Source organism: Streptomyces sp. NPDC001493 (assembly GCF_053597235.1).
This window is the reverse complement of sequence record NZ_JBSFHV010000033.1, coordinates 1-11,611: the sequence shown is the minus strand read 5'-3', so window position 1 is coordinate 11,611 and position 11,611 is coordinate 1. Positions and strand designations below refer to the sequence as shown.

12 protein-coding genes and 1 pseudogene are annotated in these 11,611 nt (G+C 73.3%); 6 read left to right on the top strand and 7 right to left on the bottom strand.

The genetic code is table 11. From position 1 onward, the window contains the following. The first annotated feature begins 101 nt into the window (after positions 1 to 101). The 3 genes from ACWCWD_RS32600 to ACWCWD_RS32590 all read left to right on the top strand — a co-directional run bounded on the left by ACWCWD_RS32600 (position 102) and on the right by ACWCWD_RS32590 (position 2,244). Positions 102 to 599 (top strand): NUDIX domain-containing protein, encoded by a 498-nt coding sequence (locus tag ACWCWD_RS32600; RefSeq protein ID WP_450778506.1) that lies wholly within the window; start codon positions 102 to 104, stop codon positions 597 to 599. 62 nt (positions 600 to 661) lie between these two features. After that, complete coding sequence (locus ACWCWD_RS32595; RefSeq protein WP_450778504.1) at positions 662 to 1,402, top strand: SIR2 family NAD-dependent protein deacylase; 741 nt, start codon at positions 662 to 664, stop codon at positions 1,400 to 1,402. A gap of 257 nt (positions 1,403 to 1,659) precedes the next feature. Next, a complete protein-coding gene (locus ACWCWD_RS32590; protein WP_450778502.1) occupies positions 1,660 to 2,244 on the top strand; it encodes a TMEM165/GDT1 family protein in 585 nt (194 codons plus the stop codon). Between the two features lie 77 nt (positions 2,245 to 2,321). Here the strand turns inward: ACWCWD_RS32590 and ACWCWD_RS32585 are convergent, their stop codons facing one another. The 3 genes from ACWCWD_RS32585 to ACWCWD_RS32575 all read right to left on the bottom strand — a co-directional run bounded on the left by ACWCWD_RS32585 (position 2,322) and on the right by ACWCWD_RS32575 (position 5,876). Next, a complete protein-coding gene (locus ACWCWD_RS32585) occupies positions 2,322 to 2,846 on the bottom strand; it encodes a methylated-DNA--[protein]-cysteine S-methyltransferase (RefSeq protein WP_450778500.1) in 525 nt (174 codons plus the stop codon). 59 nt (positions 2,847 to 2,905) lie between these two features. Further along, positions 2,906 to 4,381 (bottom strand): AlkA N-terminal domain-containing protein, encoded by a 1,476-nt coding sequence (locus tag ACWCWD_RS32580; RefSeq protein ID WP_450778498.1) that lies wholly within the window; start codon positions 4,379 to 4,381, stop codon positions 2,906 to 2,908. A gap of 76 nt (positions 4,382 to 4,457) precedes the next feature. Continuing rightward, positions 4,458 to 5,876 (bottom strand): phytoene desaturase family protein, encoded by a 1,419-nt coding sequence (locus tag ACWCWD_RS32575; RefSeq protein ID WP_450778496.1) that lies wholly within the window; start codon positions 5,874 to 5,876, stop codon positions 4,458 to 4,460. An 85-nt stretch (positions 5,877 to 5,961) separates the two neighbouring features. On the opposite strand from ACWCWD_RS32575, the gene ACWCWD_RS32570 reads away from it, so the two are divergent. Further along, positions 5,962 to 6,789 carry a nucleotidyltransferase domain-containing protein gene (locus ACWCWD_RS32570; RefSeq protein ID WP_450778495.1) on the top strand — a complete coding sequence of 276 codons (828 nt, stop codon included), beginning with the start codon at positions 5,962 to 5,964 and terminating at the stop codon, positions 6,787 to 6,789. Between the two features lie 119 nt (positions 6,790 to 6,908). On the opposite strand, the gene ACWCWD_RS32565 is transcribed toward ACWCWD_RS32570, so the two are convergent. Beyond that, on the bottom strand, positions 6,909 to 7,772 hold the full coding sequence (locus tag ACWCWD_RS32565; RefSeq protein ID WP_450778493.1) for an inositol monophosphatase family protein: 864 nt from the start codon (positions 7,770 to 7,772) through the stop codon (positions 6,909 to 6,911). Between the two features lie 131 nt (positions 7,773 to 7,903). Next, entirely contained in the window at positions 7,904 to 8,701 is a 798-nt protein-coding gene (locus ACWCWD_RS32560) for a GNAT family N-acetyltransferase (RefSeq protein WP_450778491.1), read from the bottom strand. Positions 8,702 to 9,231: 530 nt separating this feature from the next. On the opposite strand from ACWCWD_RS32560, the gene ACWCWD_RS32555 reads away from it, so the two are divergent. Further along, entirely contained in the window at positions 9,232 to 9,927 is a 696-nt protein-coding gene (locus tag ACWCWD_RS32555) for a type 1 glutamine amidotransferase domain-containing protein (RefSeq protein ID WP_450778489.1), read from the top strand. A gap of 115 nt (positions 9,928 to 10,042) precedes the next feature. Here ACWCWD_RS32555 and ACWCWD_RS32550 read toward each other — a convergent pair whose 3' ends face one another. After that, positions 10,043 to 10,426: a Zn-ribbon domain-containing OB-fold protein gene (locus ACWCWD_RS32550; protein WP_450778487.1), complete on the bottom strand. Its 384-nt coding sequence runs from the start codon at positions 10,424 to 10,426 to the stop codon at positions 10,043 to 10,045. Between the two features lie 205 nt (positions 10,427 to 10,631). Then, complete coding sequence (locus ACWCWD_RS32545) at positions 10,632 to 11,408, bottom strand: TetR family transcriptional regulator (protein WP_450778485.1); 777 nt, start codon at positions 11,406 to 11,408, stop codon at positions 10,632 to 10,634. 109 nt (positions 11,409 to 11,517) lie between these two features. Here ACWCWD_RS32545 and ACWCWD_RS32540 point away from each other — a divergent pair. Continuing rightward, a pseudogene (locus ACWCWD_RS32540) lies at positions 11,518 to 11,611 on the top strand (electron transfer flavoprotein subunit beta); the annotation flags it as partial.

Genomic DNA, 11,611 nt, shown 5'->3' with positions numbered 1-11,611 from the left:
ACAATCCGTCAGAAATCCCCCCACCGGCCCATGGGCGGCGGGGTCATCGGCCGGCGGTGACGACAGCGGCCACGGGTCGGGACAGCCTTTAATCTGGCGCGGTGACCACAACTGACGACTACGCCACCTACATCGACGGCCTGCCCCGGATCCTGGCGGGCGCAGCCTGCCTCTTCCGCGACACGACGGGCCGGGTCCTGCTGGTCGAGCCGAACTACCGTGAGGGCTGGGCGCTGCCCGGCGGGACGATCGAGTCGGGCACCGGCGAGGGCCCCCGGGCGGGGGCGCGGCGCGAGACCGCCGAGGAGATCGGCCTCGACCTGGAGCCGGGCCGGCTCCTGGTGGTGGACTGGGTACGCGGCCCGGCCCGCCCGCCGATCGTGGCCTACCTGTTCGACGGCGGAGTGCTGAGCGAGGCACAGCTGGCGGCGATCGTCCTCCAGGAGGAGGAGCTCCTGTCCTGGAAGCTGGTGGAGCGGTCCGCCCTCCGGGAGCACCTCCTCGGGTCGCTCGGGCTGCGGGTGGAGGCCGCGCTGGCGGCGCTCGACTCGGGTACCGGAGCGGTGGAGCTGGAGGACGGCCGGCCGGCCGCCCTCTGACGGGCGGCCCACGCCGGGAAATCCGGTCGTCGGACGGACAGCCCGTCCGTAGGCTCCCCCGCATGACTCTCGTCGCGATCCTCAGCGGTGCCGGCGTCTCCACGGACTCCGGCATCCCCGACTACCGCGGCCCGAACGGTGTGTGGACGCGGGACCCCGAGGCCGAGAAGCTCGTCACCTACGACTTCTACATGGCCGATCCGGAGATCCGCCGCCGCTCCTGGCAGATGCGCCGCACCAGTGCGGCGTGGAACGCCGAGCCGAACGCGGCCCACCGCGCCGTGGCGGACCTGGAGCGGTCCGGCACGGCGGTACGGGTCCTCACGCAGAACGTCGACGGTCTGCACCAGGAGGCCGGGCTCTCCGCCCGCAAGGTCGTCGAGCTCCACGGCACCGCGCGCGAGGTGGTCTGTACCCGGTGCCACGCCCGCTCCCCCATGACCGACGCGCTGCGCCGGGTGGAGGCGGGCGAGCCGGACCCGGCGTGCACGGGCTGCGGGGGCATCCTCAAGTCGGCGACGGTCATGTTCGGCGAGCGGCTGGACCCGGAGGTGCTGGCGAAGGCGGTGGCGATCGCCAAGGGGTGCGAGGTGTTCGTCGCGGTGGGCACGACGCTCCAGGTGCACCCGGCGGCCGCGCTCGCCGGTCTGGCCGCCGACCACGGAGCCCGGCTGATCATCGTGAACGCGGAACCGACCCCGTACGACGACCGGGCCGCCGAGGTGGTGCGCGAGCCGATCGGTACGGCTCTCCCGGCCCTGCTGGAACGGCTGGCGGCGGACGGGGCGGGCGGTACCGGATGAGCTCCGCGGGCGCGGGTGGGGTAATGTTGAGGGCTGCGAAGGGGAGTAGCCCCGAAAACCGGTCGTCGACACACTGGAATCCCCGGATTCCCGGTGGCCGGGCCCGTCGATCATGGCGGGTGGGCGAGACCTTCGGTCAGGTATGACACACCCGCGCCCTGCGGGTGCTGCGTCGTGCCGGGCCGAGTGGTCCTCCGAGAGCCCGTGCGGCGCTTCGCGAAGGCCCGGGGCCCGGCTCTTACAGAAAGCCACCCGGAATGCACCTCGACCCCCTGGCGATCATCACCGCCTTCGGGCTGATCTTCCTCGCCGAACTGCCGGACAAGACGATGTTCGCGTCGCTCGCCATGGGCACGCGCATGAAACCCCTGTACGTCTGGTTCGGTACGTCGTCCGCGTTCATCGTCCATGTGGCCATCGCGGTCGGCGCGGGTGGTCTCCTCGGGCTGCTGCCCGACTGGATCGTCAAGCTGGTCTCCGCCCTGCTCTTCGCCTTCGGCGCCTTCATGCTGCTGCGCGGCGGTGGCGACGACGAGGACGAGGACGAGGAGGTCAAGACCGTCACCGGTTTCTGGCCGGTCTACGGGACGGCGTTCATGGCCGTCTTCATCAGCGAGTGGGGCGACCTCACCCAGATCACCACGGCCAACCTCGCCGCGAGCAACGGTGCCTGGTCCGTGGCGATCGGTTCCGCCGCCGCGCTGATGTCCGTCTCGGCGCTGGCGCTGCTGGCCGGCCGGTTCATCGCCAAGCGGGTGCCGCTCAAGACCGTCCAGCGGGTCGGCGGGGTGTGCATGCTCGGGCTGGCGATCTGGACGGTGACCGAGATCTTCACCGGCTGACGTCGCCCGTACGGGGATGGACGTGGGAGAGCCCGGTGACCGCTGGTCGGTCACCGGGCTCTCCCATGCCCCGGCCCTCAGAACAGCGCCGGGGTGTCGTTCTCCGTGCCGCGTTCGAACGCCAGCAGACGCTGCTTGCGGTCGAGCCCGCCGCCGTACCCGGTGAGGCTCCCCGAGGCACCGATGACCCGGTGGCACGGGACGATGATCGAGACCGGGTTGCGGCCGTTGGCCAGGCCCACCGCGCGGGAGGCGCCGGGCTTGCCGAGCCGGCCGGCCAGTTCGCCGTAGGAGAGCGTCTCGCCGTACGGAATGCGCTGGAGCTCCGCCCAGACGGTCCGCTGGAACGGGGTGCCCTCCAGGTGCAGGGGCAGGTCGAACTCCGTACGCGTCCCGTCGAAGTACTCCCCCAGCTGGCGGACCGCCTCGGCGAAGGATCCGGCGTCCACCTCCTCCCCGAACGTCTCGCGCGGCGGCTGGTGGCGGTGGTCGGTCATGTACAGGGCGCTGAGGACTCCGTCGGTGGCGACGAGCGTGAGCGGGCCGTAGGGGCTGTCGAGGAGGGTGTGGGTCCTGGTGTGCGGGAGGGCGGCGGTGCTCATGGGGTGCTTCTTTCGGAGATCAGGAGATCAGGAGGTCGGGACGCTCGTCGGGGCCGGGATCACTCGGGCAGCCGGTTGATGGGGTGCCCGTCGACGGTCCACAGGTACTGCACGGCGTACGCCCGCCAGGGCCGCCATCCGGCCGCCCGCGCGGTGAGCGCCGCCGGGGTCGACGGCAGCCCCAGCCGCTCGGCCGCGCGCCGGATGCCGAGGTCGGTCGGGCAGAACGCGTCCGGGTCGCCGAGGGCCCGCATGGCGATCACCTCCACGGTCCACGGCCCGAACCCGGGCAGCGCGGTCAGCGCGGCACGGGCCTCGTCCCAGTCGGTGTCGGCGGCGTCCAGCCGGAGGGAGCCGTCGGCGAGAGCGCCGACGAGCGTGGTCAGCGTGGTGCGCCGGGTGCGCGGCAGGGCGAGCGCCTCGGGGTCCAGCCCGGCCAGCGCCTCCGGTGTCGGGAAGAGGTGGGTGAGCCCGCCCTCGGAGTCCTCCACGGGCTTCCCGTACGCCGTGACCAGGCGGGCGGCGTGAGTGCGGGCGGCGGCGGTGGAGACCTGCTGGCCGAGGACGGCGCGTACGGCGAACTCCGCCCCGTCCACCGTGCGGGGCACCCGCCGCCCGGGGGCGGCGTCCACCAGGGGGGCGAGCAGCGGGTCGGTGCGCAGCTGGCCGTCCACGGCGACCGGGTCCGCGTCCAGGTCGAGCAGGCGGCGGCAGCGGCTGATGGCGAGGGTGAGGTCGCGGGGGTCGGTGAGCTGGAGGCGGCAGGCGATGTGGTCGGGGCGCGGCGAGAGCGCCACGATGCCGTGACCGTGCGGGAGGGCGAGGGTGCGGCGGTACGCGCCGTCGCGCCACTCCTCCACGCCGGGGACGGCGGTGGCGACGAGGTGGCCGAAGAGGTTGCTGGGGTTGAGCGGGGCGCGGTACGGCAGGCGCAGCGCTATCACGCCGGGTGTGGCGGCGGCCTTGCCGCCGCGTTCGGCGCGGGTGCGCAGTTCGCCCGGGGCGAGGGCGAAGACCTCGCGGACCGTCTCGTTGAAGGTACGGATGGACGAGAACCCGGCGGCGAACGCCACCTCGGCCATCGGCAGCGCGGTCGTCTCGATGAGGACCCGCGCGGTCTGGGCCCGCTGGGCGCGGGCCAGGGCGAGCGGGCCGGCTCCGAGTTCGGCCAGGAGCTGGCGTTCGATCTGGCGGGCGGAGTACCCGAGGCGGGCGGCGAGTCCGGGAACGCCCTCGCGGTCGACCACCCCGTCCTGGATGAGGCGCATGGCGCGGGCGACGGAGTCGGCGCGGGCGTTCCACTCCGGGGAGCCGGGGCTGGTGTCCGGCCGGCAGCGCTTGCAGGCCCGGAAACCGGCCTGCTGACAGGCGGCCGCGCTGGGGTAGAAGGTCATGTTCTCGACCTTGGGCGGCACGACGGGGCAGCTGGGACGGCAGTAGATCCGGGTGGTCAGGACCGCCGTGAAGAACCATCCGTCGAAGCGGGCGTCCTTGGACTGGACGGCCCGCACGCAGCGCTCGGTGTCGGTGTGCATGCTTCAAGCATCGGTCACCCGGGAGCCCGGGGCTGGCGGAAATCCGACATGGAGGTCGCGGCCGCCCTCCCCGGGATCACCCTGCGGCGCGCAGGCTGCGCCAGACGGCCCGGGCGGCGTGGTGGCCGGACATGCCGTGGACGCCGGGGCCGGGCGGGGTGGCCGAGGAGCAGAGGAAGACCGCCGGGTGGGCGGTGGCGTACGGGACGCGGGCGAGCTTCGGGCGGATGACGGTCTGGAGACCGGCGAAGGCGCCGCAGGCGATGTCGCCCCCGACGTAGTTGGCGTTGTGCGCGGCGAGTTCCCGCGGTCCGGCGACGGCCCGGGCCAGCACCAGGTCGCGCAACCCGGGTGCGAAGCGCTCCAGCTGGCGCTCGATGACCTCGGTGGCGTCGCCCTCCCAGCGTGCCGGGACGTGTCCGTACACCCAGAAGACGTGGTGCCCCTCGGGGGCGCGGGTGGGGTCGGCCAGGCTCGGCTGGGCGGTGATCAGGAACGGGACGCTGGGGTCGCGGCCCTCGACGGCGGCGCGGAGCGCGGCGTCGATCTCGGGGGCGGTGGGTCCGACGTGTACGGTCCCCGCGCGCCGCGCCTCCTCGGCCGTCCAGGGGACCGGCCCGGAGAGCGCGTAGTCGATCTTGAAGGTGGCGGCGCCGTAGCGGTAGTGGCGGTAGGCGTTGCCGAGTCCGGCGATCCGGGCGAGCGCGGTCGGCGAGGTGTCGAAGACGTAGGCGCGGGCGGGCGGCAGCTCGTCCAGGCGCTTGACCTCGATTCCGGTGCGGATGGTGCCGCCCTGGCTGCGCAGGTACGAGGCGAGGGCGTCGGAGATCGACTGCGAGCCGCCCCGGGGCACCGGCCAGCCGTTGGCGTGCGCGGCGAGTGCGAAGAGCAGCGCGATGCCGCCGGTGGCGACCCCGGAGGTGGGGGCGATGGCGTGTGCGGCGAGGCCGGCGAGGAGCGCGCGTGCCTTCTCGTCGCGGAAGCGGCGGGAGAGCAGCGTGGCGGGCTGGAGGGCGTCGAGGCCGAAGCGCACCCAGCGGTACGGGTCGCGGGGCAGGCCGAGCCAGGGGGTGCGCAGGAAGTCCTGGGCGAGGGTCTCCCAGTGGCCGAGGTAGGGGGCGACGAGCCGGCGGTAGGCTCCCGCGTCCCGGGCGCCGAGCGAGGCGGCGGTCTCCCCCACCGACCGGTTGAGGACGGCTGCCGTGCCGTCCGGGAAGGGGTGGGCGAGGGCGAGTTCCGGCTGGATCCACTCCAGCCCGTGGTCGGCGAGCGGCATTCCGGCGAACGCCGGGGAGCCGATGCCGAGCGGGTGGACGGCGGAGCAGGGGTCGTGGCGGTAGCCGGGGAGGGTCAGTTCACGGGTGCGGGCGCCGCCGCCGACCGTGTCGGCCGCTTCGAAGACCTCCACCGCGTAGCCGCGGCGGGCCAGTTCGGCGGCGGCGGTCAGTCCGTTGGGCCCGGCCCCCACGACGACTGCGTCAAGCATCGGTGACACCTTGGGACTCCTTAGCGGGACAGCCCTGAGGGAACCAGGATATTCCCGCGCGCGGGCGGCCTACGCGTGGGTACCCTCCCGTCCGATGACCGACTCCGCCGAAAAGACCGCGTCCACCGTCGCCGCCATGGCCGCCCGCCTGGTCGGCGTGGGCGGTGTCCGTGCCGTCGCCCTCGGCGGCAGCCGGGCCCGTGGCACCCATCGCCCCGACTCCGACTGGGATCTGGGCCTCTACTACCGGGATTCGCCCGATCTCGACGCGTTGATCGCCCTCGCCTCCGAGGCGCAGGGAACACCTGCGACGGTGGAGGGGCCGGGCAGTTGGGGCCCCTGGGTGAACGGGGGCGGCTGGCTGCGGGTCGGCGGCGTCGCGGTGGACTGGATCCTGCGGGACCTGGACCGGGTGGAAGCGGTCTGGGCGGACTGCCGGGAGGGGCGGTACGAAGTCGGGGTGCAGCCGGGGCATCCGCTGGGCTTCTGGTCGCCGTGCTATCCGGGCGAGGTCGCGCTCGGGCGCGTACTCGCCGACCCGGCAGGTGAACTGACGAAGCTTCAGAAACAAGTCCGGCTGTATCCGGAGCCGTTGCGGCGGGCCTTGGCGGACGGGGCGTGGGAGGCGGAGTTCCTGGTGGGCTCGGCCGCGAAGTCGGCCCCGGCGGGCGACACCCTCCATGTGTCCCTCTGTCTGTCGCGGGCGTTCGGGATTCTCGCCCAGGCGTTGCACGGGCACCATCGCACCTGGTGCCTGAACGAGAAGGGCGCGCTGGCCGCCGCGGCGGCGCTGCCGGAGACTCCGCCCGGCTTCGCGGAGCGGGTGGCCTCCGCGCTGCGCGACCTCGGCCCCGAGGCGGTGGAGACGGCCCGGGACGTGGTGCGGGAGGTGCGGGAGGTACTGGCGCGCGGGAGGGCCTGAGCGGCGGCGCGGACGCCCCGCTGAGCGCCGGAGTGCCCGTGGGGCCTTGGGGTGCGGTGGTGCGCCGTGGTGCGTTGGGGCGCCTTGGGGGCCTTGGGACGCCTTGGGGCGCCTTGGCGTCAGACGTTGCTGAGCAGGGCCTCGCGGATGCGGGCGACGGTGGCCTCGTCCCGGCCGACCGCGAACGGCAGGTCGTTGTCGCCGGCCAGCCTGAACCGTGCGCCGGACAGCGTGGCGTGGGAGCCGCCGGCCTCGGCGACCAGCAGCAGCCCCGCCGCGTGGTCCCAGGCGAACTCCCAGTTGAAGGCGAGTGCGTCGAGGTCGCCCCGGGCGACGGCCAGGTACTCCAGCCCGGCCGAGCCGCAGGCGCGGGCGTCGATGCCCTCGGTCCGCAGGCCGAGCAGGGCGCGCTTCTGTTCGTCGGTGGTGAAGTCGGGGTGGGACATCGCGACCCTCAGTACGGCGCCGGGCTCGGGCGAGCCGGACCGGAGGGGCGCACCGTTGAGCGTGGCGCCCCGGCCGCGTACCGCGACGGCCATCTCCTGGAGCACGGGGGCGTACGTCCACGAGGCGATGAGCTCACCGTGGTGGGCGAGGGCGACGAGGGTGCAGAATCCGGACTCGCCACGGACGAACTGGCGGGTGCCGTCCACGGGGTCCACGATCCACACCGGCGCGTCCCCGGACAGCGCGCCGTACACGGCCGGATCGGCGTGCACCGCCTCCTCGCCGACCACCACCGAACCCGGCAGGATGCGGGTCAGCGCTGCGGTGAGGTGCTTCTCCGCCTCCCGGTCGGCGCTGGTGACGAGGTCGTGCGGACCGCTCTTCTCGATGATGTCGTCGGCGGCGAGCTTGCGGTGGCGGGGCATGATCTCCGTGGCCACCGCCTCGCGTACCGCCTCCTCGACCAGCGCCACCTGCCCGACACTCCCGGCGCTTCCGGTGTTCCGTGCGTTTTCGGCGAGAAAGTCATCGATCATGTCTCCAGCTAAGCACGGTCCGGGCGCACCCCCGAAAGCGGACAGGTTTCCGGGCCGTGAAACCCCCTGTCCGGGGACGGGCACGGGGGCGGGGCCGCCCAGAAGGCAGGCAGGCCCCGCCCCGGGGCCCGTCAGGCTTCGAGCCTCATGTAGAGGCGGGTGCCCTGCTGCCGGTAGCCGAGGCGCTCGTACACGCGGCGTGAGCCCTCACCGGAGAACTCCAGCCAGACCGACTCGGCGCCCCGGTCGAACATCGCCCCGGTCAGGGCGGCCGTGACCGCGCCCGCGATGCCCCGGCCCCGGAAGGCGGGGCGGGTGCCGACGCCGGCGAGTTCGGCGGTCCCCACCGCCGGGGCGGAACAGGAGGCGCCGCCCGCGCAGCTGCCGTCGGGCGCCCGGACGAAACGGACGCCCCCGCCGCTCTCCTGCGTGCGCCGGAGCCGGGCGGTGCCGTGCGCGGTGGGGGCGAAGGCCCCGTCGAAGGACTCCGAGAGGGCGGCGTCGATCGCCGCGTACTCCTCCTCGGAGACCGGCGTCTCCACGAGGAGGTCCGGATCCCCGCCGGCCACGCCGCCATGGGGGCCTCCCGTTCGGATCACGCTGGGCCGCGGGGTCAGCGTGGCGGGGGTGCAGACCAGGTACGGATGCACCTCCTCGACGGTGAAACCGGCGCCCCGCAACGCCGCCTCCACGGCGGGGGCGGCGTCCGGTGCGAACTCCAGGCGGGGCAGCAGCCCGCGCCCGCGGAAGGCACCGACGAGGGCACGCACGTCGTCCGGGGTCGGCCGGGCGCCGGGCAGAGGGGTGGCGTAGTTGACGTACGGGCTGGACGTGGCGGGGTCGAATCCCGCGACGAATCCGCCGGTCTCCACGGTGTCGGGACGACGCTGGAGATGGGCGACGGCGAAGCTCTGGACGTTGGTGTCCATGATGGTGGTGACCTCACGAAGGTGACAGGGAGGGAACGCGTCCCGCACGGCCCGTGACGGGCGTGCGGAGCGGCGCTTGCTTGCGTGTCGTGCCTGCTCCGGGCAGGGAGCGGCGGCGGTGCGCCGGGCACCGCATCGTGGGGCCGCCGTGCAGTACGGCGTGGTACCGGCCGGCAGGTGCCGCCGAAGCGGACCTGTACCTGTCAGTACCGACGACGGCCACTGAGGGACGTCGTGGACAATTGGCTCATTCCTTAGCGATCCGCCTGTACGGGCCGGGAGGGGCCCGCACGCCTGAGGCGCGGCAAGCCTGCCACTGCGGCTACGGGCACGCAATCCCTTTTCCGGGACGCGCGGTCGCCGTCCCGGGCGGGCGGCACCACCGGTTCCCACCGCCCCGCCTGCCGCGCGTACGCACCACCGACCGGGCCCGCCCGCGGCCGCCGGTTGGCGTCACCGGCGGATTCCGTCCTACGGTCGAGGGGTCGGCAACCGACGACGCAACCCCCACGACCCCGGAGATGTGCGAGATGGCGAAGATCCTGTTTGTGGTGACGGGCGCGGACCACTGGACCCTGGCGGACGGCAGTAAGCACCCCACCGGCTTCTGGGCCGAGGAGGCCGTCGCCCCCTACGAGGCGTTCAAGGCGGCCGGTCACGAGGTCGTCGTCGCCACCCCGGGCGGAGTCGAGCCGACCGTGGACCGGGGGAGTCTCGCCCCGGAGGTCAACGGCGGGCAGGAGAACGCCGACCGGATCGCCGCGACGCTGGCCGGCATGGACGAGCTGCGTACGCCGCTGGCCCTGGACGACGTCCGGCTGGACGAGTACGACGCGGTCTTCTACCCCGGCGGCCACGGGCCCATGGAGGACCTCGCCGTCGACCCCGTGTCCGGCGAACTCCTGACCCGCGCACTGGATTCGGGCAAGCCGCTCGGCGTGGTGTGCCACGCCCCGGCCGCCCTGCTCGCCGCGAAGCGCCCGGACGGCTCCCCCACCTTCGCCGGGTACCGGCTGACCGGGTTCACCAATGCGGAGGAGACCCAGGCGGGCTTCGCGGACAAGGCGCGCTGGCTGCTGCAGGACCGGCTGGTGGAACTGGGCGCGGATTTCCAGGAGAGCGACCCGTGGGCACCGTTTGTGATCACCGACCGGAACCTGATCACGGGTCAGAACCCGGCCTCCTCGGCACCGTTGGCCGCCGAGCTGCTCAAGAGGCTTGGCTGATCGTCCCGTTCCGTTCGGCCGGTCCGTTGCGTTCGGCCGGTCCGTTGCGTTCGGCCGGTCCGTTCGGTCCGTTCCGCGCGGCGCGGATCGGCCCGGGCGCCTGCCGTGGGGCGTGTCAGTACCAGTCGCGGTGTACGGGCGGCTGGCAGAGTTCCAGGATCACGTCGCCCGCTTCCGGCTCCTCGGCGGGAAGCGGGCGCACCCGGGCGCCGACCTCCACCAAGTGCGGGGCTGCCCCGACGACTTGGCAGCGGAAGACGAACCCTTCCGGGAAGCGGACCAGGGATTCGTTGCGGGCGTCCTCGGTGTAACGGTGGACGACCGCGGTCCGTACGACGACGCCGTCACCGGAGCTGCGCTCCGGGGCGAAGTCGCTCGACGCACAGACCGGGCAGAGCAGCCGGCGGAAGGAGGCCGTCCCGCACCAGCGGCAACGCTGATAGGGCAGCCCCGTCTCTTCGGCCACCTTGTGCGCGGTGCCACTTGCTGACTGGAACATGTCGGGACCCCCTGCGCTCGGCTCGAACGCGCCGCACCTCGACAGCGGCGCGTCCGCACCATATGGCACTCAGTGCCTAGAGGTAAAGACACTGAGTGCCCATTGTTGCATTCGGGCTGCCCCGGGCCCCGCCTTCGGCCGCCCCCGGCCCCCGCGTTCGGCCGCCCCCGGCCCCCGCGTTCAGCACTCCGTCACGGCACCGCGTTCAGCTCTCCTCCACCGCCGCCTCGATCTGCTGGACGACCCTCCACATCGGGGTTCCGCGTTGCGCCACCATGACGATCACGTCCCGCGCGGACCCCTCCGCCCCCTCGGCGCCACCCACCTCGAACACGCCCGGAAGCGCGGTGCGCCCGGCCGGTCCGGCCGGGGTGGACCAGAGCTCCCGCACCATGTCGAGGGCGCTGTCGACGGCCGCCCAGGCATCCCCGTCACCGCCCGAACGCAGCCAGAGGCGGAGGCCGTTGTTGTGCGCCGCCGCCACCGAGGCGGCGGCAACCTCGGCCCGCAGCACCCCGTCGGGCAGGTCGCGGTAGGCGTGCCGGAGGTAGCCCGCGAAGATCTGCTCGTACCGCCGCACGACGGAGAGTTCATAGGCCCGCAGCCCCGGCACCTCACGGGTCAACCGGTAGCGCCGGACCGAGAATTCGGGCTTCGCCGCATACATGTTCAGCACGATCCGTGCCGCGCCGCAGACCGTGCCGATAGGGTCGGCGGCGTCCCTGCCGTCCGCGGTCTCCGCGGCTTCCGCCGCGGAGAGGAAGGCCGTCGTCTCGGCGAGACAGCTCTCGTGGTCCGGGAAGACCACGTCGTCCTTCGACGGGAAGTAGCGGAAGAACGACCGTCGTCCGACCCCGGCGCGCGCGACGATGTCGTCCACCGTGGTCCGCTCGAAGCCCTTCTCCATGAAGAGCTCGAACGCCGCCTCGGCGAGCGCCTCCCGCATAGGGGCCTTCTTCGCTGGTCTGCGCGCATCGGTCATGCCGCGCAACGTAGCACCGGACACCCCGATCTGGCACTGCGTACCTTTACAGAGGGTACTGAGTGCCATAATCTCGGCACTACGAACACCACCAGGTAGGAGAGCCGTCGTGAGCTTGAGGATCGTTGTCTGTGTGAAGTACGTGCCCGACGCGACCGGTGACCGGGGGTTCGCCGATGACCTGACGGTGGACCGTGAGGACG

Bases quoted from the DNA above. Each gene is read 5' to 3' on its own strand.
- ACWCWD_RS32550 (WP_450778487.1), bottom strand. From the start codon at position 10,426: ATGTTCCAGTCAGCAAGTGGCACCGCGCACAAGGTGGCCGAAGAGACG.
- ACWCWD_RS32590 (WP_450778502.1), top strand. From the start codon at position 1,660: ATGCACCTCGACCCCCTGGCGATCATCACCGCCTTCGGGCTGATCTTC.
- ACWCWD_RS32580 (WP_450778498.1), bottom strand. From the start codon at position 4,381: ATGCACACCGACACCGAGCGCTGCGTGCGGGCCGTCCAGTCCAAGGAC.
- ACWCWD_RS32570 (WP_450778495.1), top strand. From the start codon at position 5,962: ATGACCGACTCCGCCGAAAAGACCGCGTCCACCGTCGCCGCCATGGCC.
- ACWCWD_RS32595 (WP_450778504.1), top strand. From the start codon at position 662: ATGACTCTCGTCGCGATCCTCAGCGGTGCCGGCGTCTCCACGGACTCC.
- ACWCWD_RS32545 (WP_450778485.1), bottom strand. From the start codon at position 11,408: ATGACCGATGCGCGCAGACCAGCGAAGAAGGCCCCTATGCGGGAGGCG.
- ACWCWD_RS32585 (WP_450778500.1), bottom strand. From the start codon at position 2,846: ATGAGCACCGCCGCCCTCCCGCACACCAGGACCCACACCCTCCTCGAC.
- ACWCWD_RS32555 (WP_450778489.1), top strand. From the start codon at position 9,232: ATGGCGAAGATCCTGTTTGTGGTGACGGGCGCGGACCACTGGACCCTG.
- ACWCWD_RS32565 (WP_450778493.1), bottom strand. From the start codon at position 7,772: ATGATCGATGACTTTCTCGCCGAAAACGCACGGAACACCGGAAGCGCC.
- ACWCWD_RS32560 (WP_450778491.1), bottom strand. From the start codon at position 8,701: ATGGACACCAACGTCCAGAGCTTCGCCGTCGCCCATCTCCAGCGTCGT.